The organism is Shewanella sp. 1311 (genome assembly GCF_059338235.1).
Genome location: NZ_CM181686.1, coordinates 469,974 through 495,405, shown reverse-complemented (window position 1 = coordinate 495,405; position 25,432 = coordinate 469,974). Strand labels below are relative to the sequence as shown.

Sequence of the window (25,432 nt, the reverse complement as noted above, 5' to 3'; positions counted from 1 at the left end):
TTCAAAAGTTGGGAGTACTCAACCCCATGCAGCAGTGGGGCACAGTCGAGTCATTGCATCAACCCTACAGGAGGATGCAATGACGTGTAATTGTTTGTATTAATATTTTTCGCGCGAAAAGGTCAGGGGAATTGCGAGATATTAAGTTGGTTTATGTGAGCTGCAAGTGCTCAATCTCCACTCGACATCACACTTCGGGACAATTTCGAGTTAAAGCCTTAATTCTAACTCGTCAGTTTCGGATTAAAATTAGCACGCAAGTCTCCGCTACAATGTTGCCTGCACTTGTTTAAAGCTTAGCCTAAGCTGCGTAAGGATAAACGTTCTTCTAAGGCTGGGCGAAATCACACCGCACAAAAGAGTTACAGCTTAGGGAGTAAAGAGCCTTGGCTACTCGCAACAAATCTACCGCCGGACTACTTTGACCCTTCAAAGGTCGTCGATTTATATGCTAAACGAATGCAAATTGAAGAAACCTTCCGCGATTTAAAAAGTCCGCAATATGGCATGGGCCTCAGACAACGCCGCAGCCGTTGTCCAAAGCGATATGATGTATTGCTGCTCATCGCTATGCTCGCTGAAATTGTGTGGTGGTGTATTGGGTTAGCAGCGCAACACCTTGGATGGCAGCGATATTTTCAAGCCAATACAGTGAGAAAGCGTGCAGTGCTATCAATTGTTAGACTTGGAAAGGAAGTACGCAAAAGAGACAAATATCCTGTAAAGGAGACAATGTTTCGCTGGGCATTAATCGAATATATAAACTTAGTTCATGACGCTGGAAGACCTCAATTATGAGGGGATCCCCCAGCGCCCGTTTAAGGGGCAGACAACGCTACTACCAACTTACCGTATACCACCACAATCACAAAAACCAACGCATAATAAAAATGCCACGCGTTGGCTGTACCTCTTGAAGCGTTTATTAGTTGCCTTTTTTTCGAAATATCAGGCTATAAGATGCAATAGAGATCATTAAAATTTGTACTAGAGATATAGCTACAGCAACCACTACCCATGGCATTAAACTCGTTAGTACAACTGTTATCGATGACAGTACGAACGTTAACAGCAAAGTTATCAAAGTCACTAAGTACAGCTCACCAAAAACTCTGAAGAAGCCGTACTTTGCATAGCTTAAAATTCTTGGCTTATCACTCATACCCACGATCACAGCTAAAGCTGTGATCAAGAAACCTAACATCGTAAAGCTAAATGTTGCCAGTATTGTTAGCAAAACATCTGTTTTGCTAACTAACTTCTCCAGCAGAGTCTTCGATATCTCCGCTTTCAGAAGGAAGTTCAAACCGATCCCAGGCGCTAGCATTATAATAACCAGTAATATCCTCAAGCCTATCATTTGAATACCTTTCATCGTTTCTAAATTCTGCTAGCTTCAAACTCAATGGATGATTCGCTAACTTTTTCTCCGCAATCCTAGTCGCTATGCTTGTTTCTGACGGTTCAAGGTAGTCGTTTATAAAACCATTACCGGCTATATAAAAGTCTGACAACGACTCATCTAACGACTCTTTGGCTCTAACCATGTACTTCACAAGACCATGACCTGAAATCGCATTTGTGAGAGCCGGAATATGCTCCTTGATATCACAACCACGACGCGGTTTAAATGTAACTTCTATAGCATCAATCTCATCAGGAAGAGTACCACCAAACAACTGCCCAAACTGCTCGAATACATTATTTGAGGCAGATACTTCAAAAGTTGTTCTACCAACAGAGTTCATAGTCATGACATCACTTGAGCTAACCTGCACAGGAAATGGAGTAGCAATAAAGTCATACGTCAATGATAGCGATGAAAGCAATTGTTCGATGAAGTAAACAAAACTCGAGTTTTTTGGTCCTTGGCTAGTTGACGCAATAGCATAATGATCAGTCTCGATATAGACATAGCTAGCGAAACCTACTTTTTCATTGTCCTCTAAGTCATTTCTGATGTCTTCATATGTAAAGTTATCGGAGTTTATGATTTTTATAAGCTCGTTATTCTTCGTAGTTATCAGGGTAAATAAATGAGCATTATTGCTAGGAATTAAGAAAATTGTTTCGCCTGAACGCGATACAAATGACCGTTTCAAATGTGCAGGAGCATTCTGAATGTATGCTCGCAGCAAGTCTAACACTGAATGGCGATATTGATTATCATTACGCTTAAAGTAGTAAGAATAGTAAGTTAGTTTCATAGAAATTAGACACCTTTATATTTTGGTGCAACATTACAAGTTAATCACCAAAACACCAAATGAAATACAGTAAGTAGATGGATGAGGCAACTAACTTCTTAGTATTTATGCGCTGCGTTGTTGCAGGGCATAAATCGCTTGTTGGACTTGACCGATGCCGTATCCAGATTAATTGGTATGCTTCATGCTATAGGAATTTGCTTTTTTGCGGTAGCGGTTTTTTATATAATTGAATGGGTAATCACTTGATATCGTTTTAGCTTTCTCATTCTTTCATGCTCACTTTTGACTCATTATTTACCTTGATTGACGGCATTTTGGCCTTGCATTCAGGCTGATACTCGTATGACATTTTCTCATTGGCAATCATAATTGTGGTTGGATAACGGATAAAGCCAGAACTTTTTAGCATTACTAAAATTGGATCAATGTTCTGATGTTGGAGTTAGCTCGATGCCACGTTGCTAACTCAGAAAGGGCATCGTCGAAATAGAATCAGACCCACTCGCCAAGGGCGACCCCAAGTCATCAATTGATGTCCACTCCAATCGACGTTAAACTCAGTCTGCGTAATCGGTGGCGATTCAAATCACAAGGCATACATCAAGCTATTTGGGGTTAACTTTACCTTCCGTTACAAGTTCATCACAGCGTAACTTTGCTATTGATTTTCGCTCTTTCTTACCTTCGATAGCGGTGAACTGTGAGTAAAGTGCAGCAACACAACCATCATAAGTTTTCAAACTTTCCTCATTAAAGAAGGACCATGCGATATATATTATTATCACTATGACAATAATCTTCTTAACCATAACTCGCCTCCTGAAGATGAGTCATATAAATCGCCACCGATAGAGTTGTCACTTTGTAGGATTACAAAAATCTGGTCAGCAGTATTATTCGAAAGCTGTCAGCGAGCAGCGCCGAAACAAGAAATGGGGCAGAAGTGAGTTAAAGCTACCTGTCGGATCTAATTGCATCGTGCGTTCTGTTTGACCTGTTCTTAGACCACTATCTTCACCTGCAGATGTGTCACCCAATCTCGTTACGCTTTTGTCCAGTAGTCGGCTTTACCCAATCCCAATGCGCATCATGAGTTGTGGGCAGTAATACGCTAATGACGGTCGATGATGGCCGGTACCTAAGTATGGTGTTCCGCTTGGTCCTACGAGCCAGCCGTGTATACCTGCAGGTGTGTCCGTTAATTTCACGCTGGCTAATCGCTTGTTGAGATAACGGGATGGATAGGGCTGATACCTAGCATCAATGTGAATGTTTACGTCTTTGTCAGCGGCTTTACCTTTAGGTGCGTTAGTCGTTCAAGCATTTGCTGATGTCTGTGGGTGCAGCTGGCATTGATAGGGCTGATATAGGCGTGTTGTGCGACGACGGTGAGTGACGATACCGCACGTTTTCTTAGTCTTAGTTGTTGCTGATATGTTGTATTTCAATAAGAGTATTACCCTATTAGGGTTCAATAGTTCTTTGATGTGGCCTAGATAATCCCTAGATCCCCTCAAAAAGTTGGGAGCACTCTAGCCCATGCAGCAGTAGGGCTACAGGCGAGTCATTGCATCAACCCTACAGGAGGATGCAATGACGTGTTTTTGTTTCTTTTGTGTTAATTATTTCCGTTCGAAAAGGTCTGGGGAATTGCGAGATTTTGAGATGTCTTGTGTGAGCAGTATGCGCTAAATTGTACAATCTCCACTCGACATCACACTTCGGGACAAAACCTTGTTAGATAATTCACTCTTATTAGCCAGATTTGGATTAGCTATTCTAATAGTAATGCTTCGTTTGGTTGCAAACTAACCAACACTCGATATCACCAGTCGGAATCGGCATAACAGGGACATGAATCAGTTTTGATACATCTTAAGGGAAAAAACCGCCCAGAATAACCTTAAACGGGGGACTAAGGCGGATTTTAGAGGATAGCTTGAATCAGTCTGGTGTAGAGTGATTCATGGCGCGATTTTAGGCTGAAATTTGCAACAAATATAATCATAATTTTTCTTATTAGATGGCCAAATTCAGTTTTCCACTACAAAGACTCAGCTGATCACCACAATGTTGGTATAGTGCAAAGTCAGGCGAATGGAATTACCGCCGTTTGGGTTCGCTAAAAGCGTTACCAAATCGCCAGACACACCTATAATCTTGGCACTCACCGCCGAGCCATTGAGTAAGATGGATAAATTGCTTTTGTTGGCGAGCAAAAATTTACCAAATTCACTGTTATCCATGTGTTCCTCCTATTTGAATCCTTCCTGTAAATTCTTCAGGTCTTCGCTGTACTTAATTTTGCAATCCGATAGCTTCGCCTCGTCAGTACCAGCTGCCGTCTTACAGGCTGCCAGTTGCTTATCCAAACTCGCGGTGTAGGTCGCTAACAAAGTGCGGTTGGTGTTTGCTTGAGTCTTCTTGAGGCTTTCTTCCGCCTTTGCCTTGGCTGCAGCAGCGGTATTCTCTGCAGCTTTAGCCTCGCTAGCTTTTGCTTCTGCTTTCAATCTGTCGGCTGTCACCATTTCGCTTATGACAGTGATAATTTGTTTGATATTCGCCTGAGCTTCACTGGTTGGCAATTCTGCATCCGTTGGTTTACCGGTGAAGCCATTGGCAGCCAACATGCAGTTGGCAAACAGCATTTCACGGGACAGCAACACCAGATCATTACGGCCACCAAGATTCACCATAGTACTGGTTGTTTCCATCCCCAGTTTTAGGGTCTGGCTTAGGGTGTTATTCACACTGTTATTGGTGGAAAAATCATTTGACCCAGTTGCCCCACTGCTGCCAGATGCCGCGCTACCATCTTCTGCTGTTGAATTACGGCTTAAGCTTCTGTCTCGCTCAACCTGATACTCAAGCGCCTGACTCACTACAGCAGTAAGATTATTCACGGCTTCGGCTGTCGCCTTGAACGTTGTTGACGCCGCAACATCCGGTACAGGTTCAGAACAAACAACTTTCTCGCCATTGTTCTTGGTCCAGATATAGACATTGCGCAGTTGTGCAGGTAATGAGGCGACTTCTAATCCTGGCGCATCAGTCTTACTCAACTCCGACACCTTAAGTTTCATGGTTTTCTGTTCAGTGATCCCCATTGAAGTGCAGCCAGCGGTTATTAACACTAAAGGTAAGAGATGTAGCAGTTTCATTCCAGTTCCTTGGAGTCAACCTATTCTTAGCAAAGCCTAGCTAAATGTTGCTAAAAAGTAAAATAGCTTTTTGTGAAGCTAATTTTTGGGGATAGAGAATGAAGTGCATCTTGAATAGCCACTACCTCACTAGACGACTTTTTGCCTCTTCGTATATGTAGGAGGAACTGAACACCATGAAATTCCGTATTAATGCGGCTTTCATGGCATCACCGCAAAAAAACGCATCTTGTGATTATCTTGGTCATTAAAACCAATTTTTGCCGAGTTGGCTTCGTGATCTGAACCACTAATAGTGGACACTTTTTATCATTACTAAAGTTAGGTCAACTAGGCCGGTAACAAGACTCAGAATAAACTCGACACTAACAAGTTTTGGGGCAGAAGTGAGCTAAAGCTACCTGTCGGATCTAATTGCATCGTGCGTTCTGTTTGACCTGTTCTTAGACCACTTTCTTCACCTGCAGACGTATCACCCGAGCACCTTACGCGTCATGCCTAGTCGTCAGCTTTATCCAATCCCAATACAAATCATGAGCTGTGGGCAGTAATGCAGTAATGCACTAATGCGGTGGTCGAGCATGGCTGGTATCTAAGAGTGTTGTTCCACTTGGTCCTATGATCCTGCCGTGTTGATCTGCATGTGTGTCGCTAATCTCACGCTGGCTAATTGCTTGTTGAGATAAGGGAATTGATAGGGCTGATACCTCGCATCAATGTGCATATTTACGTTTTTGTCAGCAGCTTTACCTGCAGGTGCGTTAGTCGTTCAGGCATTTGCTAATGTCCGCGGATGAAGCCGGCATTGGTAGGGCTTATATAGGCGTGTTGTGCGACGATGGCGAGTGAGAATTCCGCACGTTTTCTTAGTCGTAGTTGTTGCTGATATGTTGTATGTCGATAGGGGTATTACGCCATTAGGGTTCAACAGTACTTCGTTGCGGCCTAGATAATCCCTAGATAGCCTCAAAAAGTTGGGAGCACTCAAACCCATGCAGCAGTAGGGCTACAGGCGAGTCGTTGCATCAACCCTAGAGGAGGATGCAACGGCTCGCTTTTGTTGCTTTTGTGTTAACGCGTCAAGGGCGTAAAGGGGAGGGCAAAAGGTGAGTTTTTTGGTAGTTCTGGGTGAATTGATGGCGCCTAAATGGATCCTTCTATTTGGCTCGCTGTTTCGGTCGCGGCCTCATCCTGCGAAGGCGTTATCCGCTCGCCGTTTTTGGTTATGAAAAGCTGGCGAACTGGGATGATCTGCACACTGTTTCTGGGTGATTGAACGCGTTTTTAGGCTCATGCTGCCTTAATCTGAATTGTTATTGATATGTTTCTATTTGATGGGTGTTGTTCAGTGTGTTGCACCAATATGGTTCAACCGTTTTTGGATGCGGCCTAGATAATCCCTAGATAGCCTCAAAAAGTTGGGAGCACTCTAGCTCATGCAGCAGTAAGGCTACAGACGAGTCATTGCATCAACCCTAGTGGAGGATGCAACGGCGTGCATTTGTTGTTCTAGTGTTAAATGTTGGCGATAGGCTGAAGAGGGTAAAAGCTAAGGTTTTAGACGGTTTTAGGTGAACAGCAGCTGTCTAGGCCTAGGCATACTTTAGCCGAGTGCTAGTTTACCTATATTAGTCATCCTGCATGGATAGGAATGGAGCGATGATCATGTGCAATTATGATGAATTTAGATTTTCAGATGGTCGGATTTTGTGTCTCGCCGATGCTCACGGTTTGGTTGAAACTGAACGCGACACTTTATGATGATGAGAATCACTCTCAACTCGGTATAGATGCGAACCATTATCATCACGGGTCCTTCTGGCGCGGTTGATTGCGGGGGCGGCGACACGCAGTGCTTCACTACATATGAGGATTTTAGAGGGCTTGGTTGTTGTTTTATTAACGGACTTTTAGGGGGCGTTCATAATTTTGAACGCTATTTATGGCGTTGATTTTATTTGCTTATTATTCCTATTTCCTCAGGAGTTCAAAAAATAGCTGTGCTCGGATATACCAACTTCAACAGATCGATTTTATGATCCTTTGATCTTTGTTGAATGGGCCGATATTTTGCGTCTCTTGGTAAGTGAGTCGCTATATAAAGTGGAGAACAGTGAGGGAAGAAACTTACCTTTAGTCTGAATACATCAGAGCGTTGCCGCCTAGGCATATCGATTCTTTTAAGTTTCATCTCAAAATCACTTAACTGATAACTAAATCATTCAAATTGGCTAACCGGTTAGTGTTGTATATGGTTACTGTGATTTTATGCAGTATCCGGTGGGGCATATTCTTCCTTTTATTCCAGTCTCTGCGCATGCTGGGAAGTTTGTTCTTTGGTGGTGAAAAATATTTAATAATTTTTCAGTACTTTTTTTGCTGTTGCCTATACTCAGTGCCGAGTGCTCGTTGACTGCTAGCATTTAGCCAAGGAAGAACTCAAAGGATCTCATTATTCATTGATGAACATGGAGTAAGGTTATGACGTTGCGAATACATCCCTCTGTTGGTGTTGGGCGTTTAGGAAATAGCGCCGAAGAATTTTACCTCGCCCCCGATGCGATTGGTGGCTTACCGATTGAAGCAGACTCCTACGGGAATCCCATCGGTCCAGTGGTCAACTTTAAAGACGGTGCTGGTCAGGTTAAGCGACAAGGACAACCATTTAAAATTCTGTCAGATGATGGCAGTGAACTCACACTCAACTCCCCTAATGTAGCCTCGATAGTATGGACGGTACATGTGGCCAATAAAAAGGCTGCTTGGTATCAGTACAGTGAACTGGAAGGCAACCTTTTATACGGGCTAGATAACAGCTATCGCAACCGTGATGTGCCGCTGCGTAACCCTGACGAAGAAGATCGTCTAAGTCTTATTATTGATCCTGGTCCGCGTAGTGTGTCAGGGGTTCAACAAAAAGTCATGATTGATCAAGCTACTGTGCCCGCTGGGTATCCAGCGACTTTTCCACCGGATCACGTTCAATATGGTACGGCTGTGCTGACACTCGGTGAGGTGCTTACGGACGACAAAGGTCGCTTGATCGTATTGGGTGGCTTCGGGCATGCGGGTGGTAATGAGCCATTAACCAGTTATGGTGGTTCGAATACCTGGCACGACGATGTTGCCGATGGGCCAGTCTATTGCGAAGTGACCTTTAATGATGGTACTCCATCTGCGCTCTTACAGGCATGGGTTATTATAGGTTCCCCGGACTTTGCCCCAGAAATTGTCAATATCTCTACCCTTAGCGATACCATGTTCGATGTGGGGGTGAGGGCGTTTAACCTGATTCCTGAAATGTGTTTTGATGGTGTATACCAATCAGATTACAGGGTAAATTATCAGCGGGATATACTGCCGATAGTACAGCGTTTTAGAGGGTATCAGTGGGTGTCTAATGTGCAATCCATGACTGCCTTTGCATCTAATGAGTTTGACTATGCTGATAATCGCGAGGAGAATCGCTACAATCGCGAGCAGTATTTTGAGTATTTCCGCCAGCCAAACGATAAATCAAACCCCTCACCAGATCAGTCGCAACAGCAACTCTTTGCAGAAAACACCTCAGCGGGCCTAATGCCCATGATGCCGTTAAATTCTGGAAGCAATTCCGTTAGCAATGAAAATATAGTTAAGTTTTTGGCACTTAACGAAACCCAATATTTCCAATTGTACCAATGGGCTAAGGGCGAATTCGACAATAACCCGAATTACAACCCTCATCCGGTTGCTGCAGAAGACGCGGCTAGTGTGGGTAACTGCGTCGGCTTACCCATGTGCCCAGGTATCGAAGTGACTTGGAGCCTACAAAATCCTGAAATTTACGCATCTCCATATGTGATTAAAGATTACCAGGGTAAAGATGGCTATAACAAAACTGGGCTCACCCCTTCCCGTGATGAATGTGAAGGCGGTGGTTGTGAACCTGGGGATTTAACCAAACGCATGGCGTGTCCTTGGCAAGCGGATTTCTTCCAATGCACAGTACAGCCAGTGAACTTTACCAATCCTGCGATCAATAAAGCGGTAGATAGTGAGGGTAACAAGGCACCGCTACCACCAACCTATTACTCATACTGGTGGCCGCCACAAAGCCCATGGGATGTACTCACCACTGGGCTGACGGAAGAAAGTCAGGCGGAATCCCATGTGCCAGCTGGGCAGCAAATGAACTATGCTCGTGGCATTAATTCCTTTGTTCAGATGGTGGAATACTGGTGGTCATTGGCGTTTATTCGCAATCTAAACACGGGCAATGCAAGTTATCCTTACTTCACAGAAACTGAGCGCAGTAACGAGGTGTTTAGTTATCAAGAAGTGGGTGTGGGTACCATTAGTGGCAATCCAGATGATAATGAAACCACCATTCCGGTGTTTTATATCGAGCGCGATAAAGCCACAATTAAGGCGAAAAGCAGCCGAGCGGTGAAACTAGTTGCGGCGCTGGAGAAAAAGGCCTTTAAACGTATCGCCATTGCCTCTGGCGGCTTAGGCCTACCACGCTCTGGCACACGGACGCGTCGCTAATGGAAAAAACGACCACTGTCTATGAAACAGAGGTCTTGGTGGTTGGCGCAGGCCCTGCTGGTTGCGCCACAGCCTTAAGTCTTCTGAATTACTCTGATACCCAAGTGATGCTGGTAGAGCAGGGGGATCTGAGCCAAGTGCGTGTTGGTGAACAGGTATCAGCCACGATATTCAAGTTTTTTGATTATCTCAAACTGAACGAGGAGGATTTTAACCCAAAAGACTATATGCCCTGCTACAGCAGCATATCCTATTGGGGCAGCCATCGACCGAGCACGCGTAATAGTATTTTCACCACGGAGGAGGCGAATTATCAACTGAATAGGGAGGCGTTTGATCTGTCCTTACTTACAAAAGTATCGGCTTTGGGAGGCTGTGTATTACCGCGAACCAAGGTTCAAGCGATTCGATCATGTTCTGATGATCGCTGGGAAGTAGATCTCTTGCATGCCACAGAAGGTCCATTGCGTATTCTTGCAAAATATCTAGTGGACGCCACTGGACGCAACGCAAGTATCAGCCGACAGCTGAAGGTCGAGGTGCAAAAACACGACAAGCTAATGGGATTAGGGTGCTTTTTTACCTTACCAAAGGGCCACCCAAAGGACTATGGGCATGTACTAGAATCCTGTGAGGATGGATGGTGGTATTGCGCTCAGTTACCGGATAATCAAATGGTGTTTAGTTTGTTTACGGATGCGGATATTATCTCCAACAAACGTCTTAACCAAAAACAGCATTGGCTGGAAGCGCTTTCCCGCACGCATCATATTACCGATAGTTTACAAGGCGCGACCTTAAGCGCCGATAAGCTTTGGGTAAGAAATGCCTGTTCGCAATTAGCGAGCGGTAAACTGCCGAATAACTTCCTAGCGGTTGGCGATGCGGCCTGCGCATTCGATCCTATTTCTTCCATGGGTATTGGTTTTGCGCTGTCTTCGGGTTGTCAGGCGGCTATCACTATCATTTATCATGAGGCTGATTCGTCCGGCGAATCGTTTGCTTTATACCAGCAAGATCTACAGCATATTTTTGATAACTACTTGGCCACACGTCAGACAATTTATGGCAAGGAGCAACGCTGGTCAGAGTCAACCTTTTGGCGCAGAAGAGGGTTTAGTATGGTGCCAAGCGAGTAAATGGTAGATTTTTGAATACTGATCTAGTCTAAAACGAGCTCTTTGGGAGAATCCTTCGAGTATCGTTTTTTTGATTTGAACTAAATTCGAGCCACCCAGATTAAATCGCATGATTTAGGAGCCTTCACTAGACTTAATAAAAGTGTTGATGGGTTTGCTATGCCGCGCCCAAGAAGAACTCAGATCAGTGTTGATGACTCGTCTTTCTACCATTGCTGCAGTCGTGTCGTCCGTCGCGCCTTTTTGTGGGGTAATGATACTTATTCTGGTAAAAATTATGATAATCGCCGCGCTTGGGTCCACCCAGTGTTGATGATTTATCTGAACTAAATGATATCGTTGCAAAGATACACCAGACGGGTGACACCACCGCGGTGAATTTTGACGTGGGGTTTGATAAAGAAAAGAACCAATGGTGTTACATCGAAACATCACAATAATTCTTGCCAGTTAGCTAACAACGCCTATAATTACTGTATATAAAAAAGGGCTATCCATTTAGCGCCACCAGTGTCAATATGTAGTAATGAAAACTTCATCGTATCTATTAAAAGCTGGCGTCGATTACCCTACAAATTGGGACGAATTTGTTGATTGGTTTCATGATGAACAATCTTGCACCAGCTACCTTTATGCACTTCGTTGGCCAAACGGATTCATTTGCCCAAGCTGTTCGAGCCATCAATCACCTTATCAGTTAAGTAATGGCAAGTTAAAATGTCATGCTTGCCGTTCTCAGTGTTCAGTAACATCAAGTACACTTTTTGACAAAACAAGAACCCCCATGAAAAGTTGGTTTGCAGCTGTCTGGTTTATTACAAATCAAAAGAATGGGGTCAGCGCTCTTGGGATCCAAAGGCTATTAGGTCTTGGGAGTTATCAAACTGCTTGGTCTTTAATGCACAAGTTAAGATATGCCATGGTTGATCCTGAAAGAGATAAACTGTCCGGCATCGTAGAGGTTGACGAAACATTAATCGGTGGTGTCATTCCAAAATCATCTATTAAAAATCAACAGGGTAAGCGTAAAACTGTAGTTTTGGTTGCTGTTGAGCTGCTATCACCCTCTGGATTTGGGCGGATACGTTTAAGGCAAGTAGAAAGTGCAACTAAAGAACATATCCATCAATTCATTCAAGATGTAATAGAACCTGGTAGCACAATTTGTAGTGATGGTTCTCAAGCATACAAACAAATAGACAAAAAAGGATATGAGCATAATCGGATAGTGCATTTAGGTTCATCTGTACCTGCACATGAAACAATGGCTGGGGTGCATCGAGTCTCATCATTATGTAAAAGATGGCTTTTAGGTACGTATCAAGGTGCGGTAAAGGCTAAGCAACTTGATTATTATTTAGATGAGTTTACATTTCGCTTCAACAGAAGAAAGTCAGATTCACGGGGATTATTATTCTACAGATTGCTTGAGCAAGCTGTGCGTTCTAAGCCGATAACGTACCAATCAATTAAAAATCGATAACCACAATATATAGTGGTTGGTCGTGCTAAGTGGATAGCCCTTATATAAAAACAGTGGTGTTGACTATGCGTATTATCCCCATCTATGCCAGTGCCGGTATCACTGGCTTCGAAAGCCCTGCAGCTGAATATAGTCAGTTGGGTCTCAGCCTTGATGAGCTGTTAGTTGTGCATCCCAGCGCGACTTTTATTGGTGTCGCAAAAGGTGACTCAATGCAGGGCGTGGGCATTTTTTATGGCGATTTACTGATTGTTGACCGCCAAGAAACCGCGCGTCATGGTGATGTGATTGTTGCCAATTTCAACGGTGAATTTGTATGTAAAATCCTCGATAAAACGCATCGCATGCTGCTGTCATCGAATGAACAGCACCAACCTCAGCCTATTCACGATTACGATAACTTTACGATTGAAGGTGTTGTTATTCGTTCTGTTCGTTGTCATCGCCAAAGTCCATTATTAGCGGACATCTGATGTTTGCCTTGGTTGACGCCAATAGTTTCTATTGCAGTGCCGAGCAGGTATTTAGACCTGATTGGCGTGGTAAGCCAATGATTGTGTTGAGCAACAACGATGGCTGCATTGTAGCGGCAAACAAGCAAGCGAAAGAACGGGGCGTTCCTAAGTTTGCACCATACTTTCAAGTCAAAGACCTGTGCACGAAATTAGGTGTCATTGTTTGTTCAAGTAACTATGAACTCTATGCCGATTTATCTGCAAAGATGATGAATATCATTGGCCGATTTGCACCAGAGCAGCATGTCTATTCGATTGATGAAAGCTTTCTCTCCTTTAAAAATAGTTACCCTGCCATTAAGTGCTTGCGAGCCCAAGGTCAGTTGATTCGAAAAGCGGTTTGGAAAGAGACACGTTTACCGGTTTGTGTCGGCATAGGCTCAACACTCACACTGGCTAAAGCAGCCAATCATGCGGCAAAGAAGTTACCTGGCTATCACGGTGTGTGTGTTATCGATAATGAACAAGACAGGATTTCAATTTTACAATCAATGAATGTGAATGATGTCTGGGGCATTGGACGCAGGATAAGCAAAAAACTTGAATTGATGAACGTAAAAACCGCTTATGACTTAGCAAAAATCCCTGCAGGTTTAGCGCGAAAGCAATTTAGTATTGAAATAGAACGCACTGTACGTGAACTCAACGGGCAAGCGTGCAAAGTGTGGGACGAGGCGAGGGCGGATAAGAAGCAAATATTCTCGACTCGTAGTGTGGGCGAGCGTATTACCGAGTATGAGGATTTACTGCAAGCCTTAAGTAAACATGTGGCGATTGCCGCAGCGAAAGCGCGTAAGCAAGGTTCAAGCTGTAAAACCATGTTGTTGTTTGCCAGCAATTCCCCCTACGATGAACGCCCAACAGGCTTTAAGACCTTAGTGCACTTTGCTTGTGCTACCGATTGCAGCATTGAACTCACTCAAGGTATGACACAAGCAGCATCTCAACTTTTTCGTGCCGGCGTTCGTTATTATAAAGTTGGTGTAGGACTGATTGATTTGGTCAGCACCCAGCATGGCCAGTTAGATTTATTCAATGTCTCAAAAGCCAAACCAGCATTAATGAAGACCCTTGATGGCATCAATCAACGTTATGGCACAGACACCTTATTCATAGCCGCCCAAGGTATCGAGCAAAAATGGGCCATGCGCCGTGATCTACTCACACCGCAATACACGACTAAATGGAAATGTCTGCCAGAGATAAAGTGTTGATTAGTTGAAATAGACGTCTAGTTTTGGCCTATTAAGGAGCATTATTCACACTTTCTCTCTCCAAAACCCAAAATAAGTAATTGATTAAAATAGCATTTAAATTTGTTCAATGCTCTCTATAAAAACACTTCAAACAGCATTTAATTAATTGATTTTATTGTGATTTATCTTGTTTGTTGTGTTTATATGGGCAATATCTGCCGTTCACCGACGGCAGAAGCTGTGTGTCGCTTTAAGGTTGCGCAGCGCAGGCTTAATATTGAGGTGGACTCTGCGGGTACTATTGGTTATCACCAAGGGGATAGGCCTGATAGCCGTGCTATGGCGGCGGGGAAAAAGCGGGGTTTTAGTTTCGATGGAATGCGGGCACGGCAGGTTGTGGATGTCGACTTTGAACACTTTGATTTAATTTTGGCGGCGGATAAGGCCAATTTAGCGGATTTGCGTAGCCGTTGCCCGCTCGAGTATGAGTACAAGTTACAGTTAATGCTCTCTTATGCGGATACGCAAGTCACAGAAGTGCCGGACCCTTACTATGGTGGCGAGCAGGGCTTTGAACTGGTGTTGGATTTATTAGAGCATAGTATGGATGCCTTGCTTGATAGACTGACCTCTGGTCCACAAAAGTAGTTGCGCGTGACAGTGTTTGTTAACGCTATTATTTAGGCGAATAAAAAAGCCAGCATATTCAATATGCTGGCTTAAATTTTAAATTTGATGAATTAGCCTAATAAGCTTGAATATCAAAGTCATCAGCGCCTTATCTTCAACACACTCCGCGTGTTATTTTCAACGCTCGCAGAGTCGCAAGCTGATTTAGTCGTGATGGCTTAGTCGTTATGGCGTTTGCCTGAACGTTTCAGCTTTTCATTCGCCAGTTTGGCTTCTTTCTCGGCTTCTTTTATGGCCATGATGCGGGCGACTTCAATCTTCTCAAGCTCGGCCATCGCTGGCGTTTCTAACGAAAGGAGGCCGATTTTGCCTGAGCGGTATTCATGCAGCAATAACTCAGATGCCTTGTGCATATCGATGCGACCACCGGGACGTAGTGCGCCACGTTTACGGCCAATCGCTTCGAGTAAAGCCACATCATCCTTTGGTAGTTCACTGAGGTTATAGCGCTCACAAATCTCTTTTGGATAAGCGGTTAAGAAATACTTAGCGGCGAACAGGGCTACATCTTCATATTCCATTGCGGTATCTTTGATAGCGCCAGTGACGGCGAGGCGATAGCTGCTCGCTTCGTTATCCACTTTGGGCCACAAAATCCCTGGGGTGTCTGAGAGTACGATACCGTTACGTAAATTGATCCTTTGCTGGGTTTTGGTGACCGCTGGTTCGTTACCGGTTTTGGCGATAACACGGCCAGCTAAGGTATTGATGATGGTGGATTTCCCAACGTTGGGGATCCCCATAATCATAGTGCGAATGTCTTTTTCGGTTTTATCGCGACTTGGCACTAACTTACGGCAGATATCAGGGATCTTTTTCACCATCGCCGCTTGCAGTGTGGTGATCGCGGTGGCTTTAACGCCTTGTTCGCGTTCTAAGTATTCAATCCATTGCGCAGTGATCTCTGGATCGGCCAGATCAGATTTATTGAGCAGTTTGATACAAGGTTTGTCGCCTCGAAGCTGAGCCACCATGGGGTTTTCGCTACTGTAGGGAATACGCGCGTCCAGCACTTCGATAACAAGATCGACCTGAGGCATTGCCTCTTCAATCTCTTTGCGTGCCTTGTGCATATGCCCTGGATACCACTGAATTGCCATGATAACGCCTTGTCCTAAATAACTTAAAGAACGGCTATTCTACCTTGAAGGTGGCGAATGTCATAAAAAAAGCGCCCTAAGGCGCTTTAATCGCTTAATCCTTGACTGTCTCTTGCGATTGTCACTCTGATTAATGGGCGGTATTAAGGGTTAAATAACGCCAAGCTCGCGCAGTCTTTCCATCAGATAACTGTCGGCGGTATAACGCTCAGACAGCACGACAGCAGGGTTTGGATGCAAAAATAACGGCAAAGAGATCCTTGGCTTGGTTTTATCCGTACCTTCAGGATTGATGACGCGATGTGACGTCGACGGGAAATAGCCGCCAGACGCTTCCTGTAGCATGTCACCGATATTGATAATGATGCTGCCAAAATCACTGGGGACATCTAACCAAGTGCCATCTTTGGCTTTCACTTGCAGTCCTGGCTCATTGGCGGCAGGTAACACAGTGATAAGGTTGATATCTTCGTGGGCTGCAGCGCGAATGGCGCCCATTTCTTCACTGCCTGTCATCGGCGGGTAATGCAGAATGCGCAGTAAGGTTTTTTGGCTGTTGGCGATCATTTCTGGCAATGGCATTGAAAACTTGGCTTTTACGTCTTCTGGAGAGTAGGTTTCAATCCACTCTAAAAGCTCAGCGGCCAGCGCGTTGGCTTTGTCGTAATAGGCGAGAATATTGGCACGCAGTGAATCGGGGATCCGCCCCCAAGGGTACACGTGGTAATACTCTTTAATGTCTTTGACTGTGTTGCCTTTGGCTGTTTCAGAAATCGATGCGGGGAAGAAACCGTCGTGGGTTTCCTTTTTAAACATGTAGTCGTTTTTGGCTTCTGAGTTAAAAAAGGCTTGCCACTCGGTGTAGATGTCTTCAACTAAGCGCTTATCAATCGGATGATTAGATAAAACACCAAAGCCAGTTTCCCTAAGTGATTCAACGAATTGCTGGGCACTGTTTTCAGCGCGGTAATCAATGGTTTCTAATTTCATTGTGGTTTCTACTTGTTATATTTAGTTGTAATTTGACCCGCTGCAAGTGTAGCCGTGCGTTGGAGCGGGTGCAAATACTCAGCGAGGGTGAGTGAGAGCAACTGCTGTATTTTCCGTCATTTATGTTGTCGCTTAATGCGCACTGATTTAAATGCTTAGATTAGGACTCACTTAAGTGGCAAGATTTTAGCCGTTAAACCCGTTAGTATGGGTTATTGGATTTGTTGTGATTGGATGGATGTCAGCCGCATTTTGAACCCGAGTGCAAGATATCTTGTTCGGAGTGGGTCTTATGTTGGCTTTTTATGGAACAGCTGCTTAATCAACTTAATCAAAGAGTATCAAAATAGACAACGACGTGAGTCGAAAGGGCATTAATATGAACAAACTGACTGATTTTGAACGCTATGTTATCGAAGATAAAGGCACTGAACGCCCCTTTAGTGGTGAGTATTATGATCATGATGCCAAGGGTTTGTATTTGTGCAAAAAATGCCATGCGCCCTTGTACCGCTCTGAGCATAAATTTAATGCCCATTGTGGCTGGCCAGCTTTCGATGATGAAATCGCCGGTGCTGTAACGCGCCATGTCGACGCCGATGGCCGCAGAACCGAGATTGTCTGTAGCCAGTGTGGTGGTCACTTAGGCCATGTTTTTGAAGGTGAGATGCTAACACCCAACAATATTCGTCACTGTGTTAACTCCGTTTCTATGGTTTTTAAAGGGATGGATGATGCTGTTGAACCTGCATCGAACAGCTTTGCGACTTTTGGTGCGGGGTGTTTTTGGTGCGTCGAGGCGATCTTTCAAAGCCTAAAAGGCGTGGTGAATGTGACTTCTGGCTATGCTGGCGGTGATGGCCATGATGCCGATTATAAATCGGTTTGCTCGGGCCAAACTGGCCATGCTGAGGTTGTGCATGTCGAGTTCAACCCAGAGGAAATTGATTTTACGACGCTGTTGCAGGTCTTTTTTGAGAGTCATGATCCGACCACGCTCAATCGTCAAGGCAATGATAAGGGGCCACAATATCGCTCCGTGGTGTTTGCCCATAATGCTGAGCAGATTGAGCAAACCACTGCTATGTTGACTCAATTAGCGACGGCCAAGGTTTTTGATGCGCCGATTGTGACCCAAGTGTCAGCATTTGAGACGTTTTATCCCGCTGAAAACTATCACAATGACTACTTTGCTTTACACGGTGAGCAACCTTATTGTCAGATGGTCGTGCGCCCTAAAGTCGAAAAAGTGAAAGCCTTGTTTGCACGATTGCAAAAAGCTTAAGCAATTCAGCGCAGGATGCTAAATACAAAAACGCCACCGATAAAGGTGGCGTTTTTTTATAGATTTTTTAATGTCCGCAACGTAGTTACCGAGGTAACTATCAACTCTCGGCTAACCACTGGGCGTATTGTTTGGTGTAATAGCTGACAATCAAATCCGCTCCGGCCCGCTTTAAGCCGACAAACGTTTCAGTCACCACTGCACGCTCATCCAACGCACCTGCAAGGGCGGCAAACTTGATGCCCGCATATTCGCCGCCGACTTGATAGGCGGCGAGTGGCAAGTGGGTTTCTTGTCTTAAACGGCTTAACACATCCAAGTAGGGCGTACCGGGTTTAACCATTAGGATATCGGCGCCTTCGGCTTCATCTAATGAGGCTTCTAACAGGGCTTGGCGACCGTTGGCATAATCAAGCTGATATCCCTTGCGGTTACCACTGAGTTCACAATCGACCGCCGCTCTAAAAGGACCGTAGAAGGAAGAGGCGAATTTTGCCGAGTGGGCCAGAATCGCCACATGCTCAAAACCTGCGGCATCGAGCCCTTGGCGAATGGCTTTCACTTGACCGTCCATCATGGCCGATGGCGCTAGCATGTCGGCGCCCGCTTTGGCGGCAGTCACAGATTGCTTAACTAAATTTTCGACTGTGAGATCGTTGCAGACTTCATTATTGTGCACCACGCCGCAATGGCCGTGATCTGTGTATTCACAAAAACAAATGTCGGGGATCACCATCATCTCAGGCACGGCGGCTTTAATGGTGCGCACCATGCGGGCGAGCAAGCCATTGTCATCCCATGTGTCACTGCCTTTATCATCCTTAGTGTGCGAAATCCCAAAGGGCATTACATAACGGATCCCTAGGGCGTAAAGTTCGCGAACTTCATCCGCCAGTGCACTCTCTGGTAAACGGCTGATACCAGGTAGCGTGGAGATAGGCACTGCGTGGGTGATATGTTCTTCTATGAACAGGGGATGGATGAGATCGCTTAACGAAATATGGGTTTCGCGCAGCAGATCGCGCATCGCTTCTGAACTACGTAAGCGTCTTAGGCGACGCAATGGAGGCGTGTTTAACATGAAATATCCTTATCGAAGGCGGGTTAGTGCAATCGTACAATAGTAAAGGAATGGCAAGGAATGAATTCAATCCAGACTTGTCTGCTCTGACAAGCAAAGTTGAAAAAGTTTCCCCAAGCTGGCGGTATTCCTTAATGAGTTTATCGATCATTGACTTAGATCACATAAATCCATCAAGTCCTGATTTGCTACTGGATATCATGCGGGCGCTATTTTAGCTGACTTGCTTGCTTAGCCCTTTGTTTTCGGGCATTTGATGTTATTATTTGCGCCAGTTTACTCATGGCATATTCGCACAATACCGAAATGGTCAACTTGATGCGAAATCTTGCCCGCTAATCCGGTTTTGAAATGACAATAACACACGAACACTCTGCTTGTATTCTTGCCTTAGACACTTGTACCGAATCCTGCTCAGCTGCGCTGCAATATCAAGGTCAGATTTATGCTGAACTTGCCGATGCGCCGCGTGAACACAGCCAGCGTCTGTTGCCTATGGTCGATTCGGTGCTCAAACAAGCGGGCATTAGCTTAGATAAAGTGGCGGCGATTGCCTATGGTCGAGGTCCTGGCAGTTTTACGGGGATCCGTATTTGCACTAGCATGACCCAAGGTCTGGCACTGGGGTTAGATTTGCCTGTGATTGGTATTTCAACCTTAGCGGCAATGGCACAAATGGCCATTAGCGAGCACCAAGCCGAGCAAGTGCTGTGTGCCATTGATGCGCGCATGGGCGAAGTGTATTGGGGGCAGTTTGTGGCCGTCGATGGTATTGCGACATTAGTCGGTAAAGAAGTGGTCAGTGCACCTGCCAAAGTACAACTTCAGCTTGATACTGAAGCGCCCATTGTGGCTTGCGGCACCGGTTTTGATGCTTATCCGGATTTACTGGCACTCGGCAAAGGGATTTTAGCTCTCGACGCCGTGAAATATCCCGATGCAAGGGCTATGCTGATATTGGCTGAGACAGGTATCAAAGCAGGGCTAACAACCTCGGTCGATGAGCTTGAACCTGTGTATTTACGTGATACAGTTACATGGAAAAAGTTACCCGGTCGTGAATAAGCTGTTCTTTGCCTGAGTATCTGCGATAGAATCTCAGGCAATTAATGCTAAGCATTCTTTACGATGAATGGCTTAACGATGGATAGTGCAAACTTAAGGCTTCTTGATGCAAGTTAATGTGAATCAAATGAGTTTGACGAATGCTGTAGCGAGTAATAGACCCGCTATCGCTCAGGGGCTAACCGCACCTGAATCGTCACGCCCAGTGATTGATCAAGATGCCGTCGAAGCCCTTAGTTTAGAGACTCAGCCTAAAAGTAAAAGCGCAGCGGGAAATTTACAGTCAAGGCTCGGCGCCCACCTAGAGTATGAGCAAGACACGCGTGGCCATCAGGGGGCGATAGCCCAATATTTACAAACTCAACATGCCGCCAAACGCGATGAAATTCAGCAAATGGTTGGCGTGGACTTGTATGCTTGAACATCAACAAAAGCCTCCCCGTTCTACCTCGCGATTTTCCTCTTCTAAATTAACAGGTTTAGCCGCCAGCGGTGTGCCAAGCCGAGGCTTGTTTATTATCGAGCTGGTGGTGGCGTTACTCATCACTCGCATTCCCTATTTAAGCGTGCCGTTTAAATGGCTTGAAAGCTATTTCCATGAATTATCCCACGGCATTGCGACGATATTAAGCTCGGGCGTGGTCACCCATATTCAGTTGTTTCCTAACGGCGCAGGCTTTTGTTTTAGCCAAGGCGGTTCGCCGATGTTGATTGGTTTTGCTGGGTATTTTGGCGCGGCCTGTTGGGGATATTTAATCTACTTGCTCGCGACTTGGCCAAAGGGGATCCGCGTGAGTTTTGCCTTGCTGGGCGCTTTAGTGGTGCTAAGCGGCTTGCTTTGGGGAAGGGACATCCTCACGCTGGCGATTCTAGCCGTACTCACTATTATTTTGTTGTTACCGCTTAAACTCAGTCAAAACAAGATGCTGACCCAGTTTCTACGTATTATTGGCTTGATGATTATGCTCAATGCGCTGGCAAGTCCAACTGTGTTGCTCGGGCTTGATGGCCAAGGTGATGCGGTGATGTTGGCAGAACGTTCTTGGATCCCCGCGTGGATCTGGGTGGGACTCTGGTTATTAACCAGTGCCTGCGCCTTGTATTTTGCGTGGCGCCGTGTCGATAACGCTGCAAGTCGTTAGTCATCAAGGTTAATTAATACCTCAGGCGTATTGTGTTTCCTCTGGCTTTTTTCCGCTTTGCGCTTTATTGGTTTAGCTAAAGGTGAATTGACTCATCACTTTGAGCCATAACCACTTATGTCACTCAAACCTAGGTTTTACGACTTCTATTCCTTGGATTTTTGGCCATTGGCTGCTAGCTTAAGCCTTCGGTATCCATGGAGAATTACAATGAAAAAAGTCACCTTAGTTGCCAGTCTATTGCTTGCTGGTTTATGTTCGAGTGTTACCTACGCCGATGAAAGTTTAGATAAAGTCTTAAAAAGCGATTTTCGCCAGGCTAAAAATGCCAGCCGTGACGTTTATCGCCATCCCGCTGAAACCTTAAGTTTTTTTGGTATTACCCCAACACAAACTGTGATTGAACTCTGGCCAGGTAATGGTTGGTATAGCGAAATATTAGGGCCTTATTTAGCCAAAGAAGGCCAATATATCGCCGCCAGTTTTGAAACTGCTCCCGCGACGGACACGCCTGGGAATCGCTATCGCGCCAACGCTGGTACTAAGTATGCTGCGTGGATGACGGCTAATAAAGACGTCATGGGCAATGCCAAAATGGTCACTTTCGATCCCCCAAATAAGATGGACTTAGGCGCCGATGGCAGTGCCGATCTGGTATTAACCTTCCGTAATCTTCATAACTGGGCATCAAGTGATCAGTTAGAGAATGTGTTTGCCGCGTCATATAAAGTATTGAAAGACGGCGGTGTCTTTGGTGTGGTGGAGCATAGAGCCAACGAAAGGATGAATTTTAGCACTGGCTATATGGATCAAGCGGCCATGGTTGCTCTAGCCAAAAAAGCCGGTTTCACCTTAGTTGAAAGCGCCGAAATCAATGCGAACCCCAAAGATACTAAGGATTACGCCAAAGGTGTTTGGACGCTACCGCCATCCTTTGCTTTGGGTGACACGGATAAAGAAAAATTCCAAGCGATCGGTGAAAGTGATCGTATGACACTCAAATTTGTCAAAAAATCATCTTAATCACCTGACATCAGAGGCATTATGTGGCAATCTCTCGCCCCCAAAAATCAAATCGAATTTGTATTACCTCATATTAAGGTCGCGGGCCGATTATGGGGGGCGAAGGATAAACCTTTATTACTGGCCTTACATGGCTGGTTAGATAACGCCAACAGTTTTGAGCCCTTAGCGGCACATTTACTCGATTATCAAGTGCTCGCCATTGACTGGCCTGGACACGGCTTTTCGATGCACAGGCCGGGGCATTATCCGCTGCATTGGATTGATTACTTGTATGATTTGGATGCACTGTTAACGGCATTACCGCAAAAACCTGTGGCCATGGTTGGGCATTCGCTCGGTGGCATTATTGCCTCGGCGTATACGGCGACCTTCCCTGAAAAGGTCAACAAGCTGGTATTGATTGAAGCGTTAAGCCCCTTGTCTGAGCCGCCAACGCAGGCGAAAGCACGACTAAGGAAAAGCTTCTATCAACACGAGAAGTATTTAACCCAGAAGCATGGGCAGGCAAAAATTTACGACGGCATAGATACCGCTGTACGGGCGAGGGCACATTTAACAGGACTTGCCGAACCTTGGTGTCGTCTGTTGCTCGAGCGTAATATGCAGCCCGAAGGTGAGGGCATAGGTTGGCGCAGTGATCCTCGATTGAGATTAGATTCACCCCAACGGCTAACCTTCGCCCAAGTTGATGCCTTGATGCAGGACATCAATATTGAAACCTTATTAGTCTGCGGTAAACAAGGATTTAGCCAGTTGCAGACCGCCATACCTAAGGCGCGAACTTGGTTCAAACATTTGTCTGAACATATAATCGAGGGCGATCATCATGTGCACATGGACAATGCTGAAGGTGTTGCACGCTTGATCCGCGAATTCGTTAAATAGGCTGCCTTTGGCGCCCTAAAAAAGACGCTAGGTTTTTTGTTTTTTTTATGTGATGATGATCAAAATTAAAACGCTCGTATGATTTATGACGAGTCAATCAATAACTATAAAATGTAAGCCGGTATTTTAACTCGGTATTTATCGAGTCTTGACGCTTGTATGGATATTGTTTCCGCAGTTGTGGGGATTTAGGAGAGAGTAGTGGATCAGCCTTGGATTAATCATTTGCCAAAAGATGTGCCTGCTGAAATTAATGTGGAGCAGTACTCATCGCTTGTTGATATGTTCGAAACAGCGGTGGCTAAGTATGAAGACCAACCTGCATTTATTAACATGGGTGCCACGCTAACCTATCGTAAATTGGAAGAACGCAGCCGTGCATTCGCCGCGTATCTACAAAATGAATTAAAGCTTGAAAAGGGCGATCGCGTCGCCTTGATGATGCCAAACCTGTTGCAATACCCGATTGCACTGTTTGGGGTTTTACGTGCCGGTATGGTGGTCGTTAACGTTAACCCGCTATATACCCCGCGCGAACTAAAACATCAGTTGATTGACTCGGGCGCCAAAGCCATAGTTGTAGTGTCAAACTTCGCCCGCACCTTAGAAGAAGTTGTCGAACAAACGCCCGTTGAAAGCGTCATTATCACCAGTTTAGGAGACCAATTAAGTGCGCCAAAACGCACCTTAGTGAACTTTGTGGTGAAGTACATTAAGAAGCTCGTCCCTAAATACGACTTACCCCACGCCCTATCGATGCGCGATACCTTATCAACCGGTCGTCGCATGCAATACATCAAGCCTGACGTCACTAACGACGATTTAGCGTTTTTGCAATATACAGGCGGCACAACTGGGGTGTCTAAAGGCGCTATGTTGACCCATGGCAATATTGTCGCCAACGTATTGCAGGCCGATGGCGCTTATTCGCCCGCCTTAAACGATGGCAGCGAGTTTGTTGTAACGGCTTTGCCGCTGTATCACATCTTCGCGTTGACCGTGAATTGCCTGCTGTTTTTGCACAAAGGCAGCCAGAACTTACTTATCACCAATCCTCGTGATATCCCAGGATTTGTTGCCGAGTTGAAAAAGTATCCTTTCACTGCATTGACTGGGGTAAACACCTTGTTTAACGCGTTAGTGAACAGTGATGAATTTTCCCAGTTGGATTTTTCACGCTTGAAACTGTCTATCGGTGGCGGCATGGCGGTACAAAAAGCCGTCGCGGATAAATGGCAAGCTATCACTAAGACCCGTTTACTCGAAGGTTATGGTCTGACTGAAGCCTCACCTTTATTAACCTGTTGCCCATATAATTTAGATGGTTACAACGGTTCAATTGGTTTCCCTGCACCTTCGACGCTCATTCAAATCCGTGACGATGACGGCAAGGTATTAGCTCAAGGCGAAACCGGTGAGCTGTTTGGTAAGGGCCCGCAAGTGATGAAAGGCTATTGGCAACGTCCTGAAGAAACTGCCAAAGTGATTGATACCGACGGCTGGTTAGCCACGGGCGATATTGGTTACATGGATGAGAAAGGCTTCTTCTATATTGTCGATCGTAAGAAAGACATGATCTTAGTTTCAGGCTTTAACGTATTCCCCAATGAAGTCGAAGAAGTGGTCGCACTGCATCCTAAAGTGATTGAAGTGGCCGCTGTTGGTGTGCCAAACGACGCCAGTGGTGAGTTAGTGAAGGTATTTGTGGTGGCAAAAGATAAATCTTTAACCGCTGAAGACATCATTAAGCACTGCCGTATTCATTTAACGGGATATAAAGTACCGAAGCTGGTAGAATTTAGGAACGAGTTACCTAAAACCAACGTGGGTAAAATCTTGCGACGAGAGCTTAGAGACGAAGCTAAGCGCGCGTAAGATTGAAGCCGGCATTTGCCGGCTTTTGTTTTTATGGACTGTGATTGACCCACAGGATC

Annotated in this window: 20 protein-coding genes and 2 pseudogenes; 15 read left to right on the top strand and 7 right to left on the bottom strand. The window is 45.2% G+C overall.

Annotated features, from left to right (window positions below):
- Positions 1-243: 243 nt before the first annotated feature.
- Positions 244-798 (top strand): annotated as a pseudogene (locus tag AC5YB3_RS02245) (IS4 family transposase); the annotation flags it as partial.
- A gap of 452 nt (positions 799-1,250) precedes the next feature.
- Here the strand turns inward: AC5YB3_RS02245 and AC5YB3_RS02240 are convergent.
- The 4 genes from AC5YB3_RS02240 to AC5YB3_RS02225 all read right to left on the bottom strand — a co-directional run bounded on the left by AC5YB3_RS02240 (position 1,251) and on the right by AC5YB3_RS02225 (position 5,371).
- A complete protein-coding gene (locus AC5YB3_RS02240) occupies positions 1,251-2,207 on the bottom strand; it encodes a RexA family antiphage protein (protein WP_413483667.1) in 957 nt (318 codons plus the stop codon).
- A gap of 608 nt (positions 2,208-2,815) precedes the next feature.
- Positions 2,816-3,019: a hypothetical protein gene (locus AC5YB3_RS02235; RefSeq protein WP_494526472.1), complete on the bottom strand. Its 204-nt coding sequence runs from the start codon at positions 3,017-3,019 to the stop codon at positions 2,816-2,818.
- Between the two features lie 1,245 nt (positions 3,020-4,264).
- Positions 4,265-4,456, bottom strand: a complete 192-nt coding sequence (locus tag AC5YB3_RS02230; RefSeq protein WP_494526471.1) for a hypothetical protein — start codon at positions 4,454-4,456, stop codon at positions 4,265-4,267.
- Between the two features lie 9 nt (positions 4,457-4,465).
- Positions 4,466-5,371 (bottom strand): hypothetical protein, encoded by a 906-nt coding sequence (locus AC5YB3_RS02225; RefSeq protein WP_494526470.1) that lies wholly within the window; start codon positions 5,369-5,371, stop codon positions 4,466-4,468.
- 2,481 nt (positions 5,372-7,852) lie between these two features.
- Between AC5YB3_RS02225 and lodA the strand changes: the two genes are divergently transcribed.
- From lodA to AC5YB3_RS02190, 7 genes and pseudogenes are all read left to right on the top strand, one after another.
- Entirely contained in the window at positions 7,853-9,901 is a 2,049-nt protein-coding gene (lodA, locus tag AC5YB3_RS02220; protein ID WP_494526469.1) for a CTQ-dependent lysine 6-oxidase LodA, read from the top strand.
- The gene (gene lodB / locus AC5YB3_RS02215) at positions 9,901-11,040 is read left to right on the top strand and encodes a lysine-epsilon-oxidase maturase LodB (RefSeq protein WP_494526468.1); all 1,140 of its coding nucleotides are present in this window, start codon (positions 9,901-9,903) and stop codon (positions 11,038-11,040) included. The genes lodA and lodB overlap by 1 nt, the downstream gene beginning before the upstream one ends.
- Before the next feature lie 159 nt (positions 11,041-11,199).
- Positions 11,200-11,352 (top strand): annotated as a pseudogene (locus AC5YB3_RS02210) (transposase); the annotation flags it as partial.
- Positions 11,353-11,566: 214 nt separating this feature from the next.
- Positions 11,567-12,523 carry an IS1595-like element ISSod11 family transposase gene (locus AC5YB3_RS02205; RefSeq protein ID WP_311899235.1) on the top strand — a complete coding sequence of 319 codons (957 nt, stop codon included), beginning with the start codon at positions 11,567-11,569 and terminating at the stop codon, positions 12,521-12,523.
- Between the two features lie 65 nt (positions 12,524-12,588).
- The gene (locus AC5YB3_RS02200) at positions 12,589-12,996 is read left to right on the top strand and encodes a LexA family protein (RefSeq protein WP_283629213.1); all 408 of its coding nucleotides are present in this window, start codon (positions 12,589-12,591) and stop codon (positions 12,994-12,996) included.
- Complete coding sequence (locus AC5YB3_RS02195; protein WP_494526467.1) at positions 12,996-14,252, top strand: Y-family DNA polymerase; 1,257 nt, start codon at positions 12,996-12,998, stop codon at positions 14,250-14,252. Before AC5YB3_RS02200 ends, AC5YB3_RS02195 begins: the two co-directional genes overlap by 1 nt.
- A gap of 147 nt (positions 14,253-14,399) precedes the next feature.
- Positions 14,400-14,882: a low molecular weight protein-tyrosine-phosphatase gene (locus AC5YB3_RS02190; protein ID WP_494527214.1), complete on the top strand. Its 483-nt coding sequence runs from the start codon at positions 14,400-14,402 to the stop codon at positions 14,880-14,882.
- A gap of 200 nt (positions 14,883-15,082) precedes the next feature.
- On the opposite strand, the gene ylqF is transcribed toward AC5YB3_RS02190, so the two are convergent.
- Complete coding sequence (gene ylqF, locus AC5YB3_RS02185) at positions 15,083-16,024, bottom strand: ribosome biogenesis GTPase YlqF (protein WP_012587827.1); 942 nt, start codon at positions 16,022-16,024, stop codon at positions 15,083-15,085.
- Positions 16,025-16,174: 150 nt separating this feature from the next.
- The gene (locus tag AC5YB3_RS02180) at positions 16,175-17,014 is read right to left on the bottom strand and encodes an isopenicillin N synthase family dioxygenase (protein ID WP_006081351.1); all 840 of its coding nucleotides are present in this window, start codon (positions 17,012-17,014) and stop codon (positions 16,175-16,177) included.
- 379 nt (positions 17,015-17,393) lie between these two features.
- On the opposite strand from AC5YB3_RS02180, the gene AC5YB3_RS02175 reads away from it, so the two are divergent.
- On the top strand, positions 17,394-18,299 hold the full coding sequence (locus AC5YB3_RS02175) for a bifunctional methionine sulfoxide reductase B/A protein (protein ID WP_494526466.1): 906 nt from the start codon (positions 17,394-17,396) through the stop codon (positions 18,297-18,299).
- 100 nt (positions 18,300-18,399) lie between these two features.
- On the opposite strand, the gene hemB is transcribed toward AC5YB3_RS02175, so the two are convergent.
- The gene (gene hemB / locus AC5YB3_RS02170) at positions 18,400-19,380 is read right to left on the bottom strand and encodes a porphobilinogen synthase (protein WP_063882850.1); all 981 of its coding nucleotides are present in this window, start codon (positions 19,378-19,380) and stop codon (positions 18,400-18,402) included.
- A 351-nt stretch (positions 19,381-19,731) separates the two neighbouring features.
- On the opposite strand from hemB, the gene tsaB reads away from it, so the two are divergent.
- The 6 genes from tsaB to fadD all read left to right on the top strand — a co-directional run bounded on the left by tsaB (position 19,732) and on the right by fadD (position 25,373).
- Positions 19,732-20,445, top strand: a complete 714-nt coding sequence (tsaB, locus tag AC5YB3_RS02165; RefSeq protein ID WP_494526465.1) for a tRNA (adenosine(37)-N6)-threonylcarbamoyltransferase complex dimerization subunit type 1 TsaB — start codon at positions 19,732-19,734, stop codon at positions 20,443-20,445.
- A 106-nt stretch (positions 20,446-20,551) separates the two neighbouring features.
- Positions 20,552-20,866 carry a hypothetical protein gene (locus AC5YB3_RS02160; RefSeq protein WP_115334814.1) on the top strand — a complete coding sequence of 105 codons (315 nt, stop codon included), beginning with the start codon at positions 20,552-20,554 and terminating at the stop codon, positions 20,864-20,866.
- The gene (locus tag AC5YB3_RS02155) at positions 20,859-21,587 is read left to right on the top strand and encodes a M50 family metallopeptidase (protein ID WP_259590419.1); all 729 of its coding nucleotides are present in this window, start codon (positions 20,859-20,861) and stop codon (positions 21,585-21,587) included. The genes AC5YB3_RS02160 and AC5YB3_RS02155 overlap by 8 nt, the downstream gene beginning before the upstream one ends.
- Before the next feature lie 210 nt (positions 21,588-21,797).
- The gene (locus AC5YB3_RS02150) at positions 21,798-22,610 is read left to right on the top strand and encodes a class I SAM-dependent methyltransferase (RefSeq protein WP_494526464.1); all 813 of its coding nucleotides are present in this window, start codon (positions 21,798-21,800) and stop codon (positions 22,608-22,610) included.
- 21 nt (positions 22,611-22,631) lie between these two features.
- Entirely contained in the window at positions 22,632-23,498 is an 867-nt protein-coding gene (locus AC5YB3_RS02145) for an alpha/beta fold hydrolase (RefSeq protein WP_494526463.1), read from the top strand.
- Between the two features lie 201 nt (positions 23,499-23,699).
- On the top strand, positions 23,700-25,373 hold the full coding sequence (gene fadD / locus AC5YB3_RS02140; RefSeq protein WP_494526462.1) for a long-chain-fatty-acid--CoA ligase FadD: 1,674 nt from the start codon (positions 23,700-23,702) through the stop codon (positions 25,371-25,373).
- Positions 25,374-25,432: the final 59 nt, after the last annotated feature.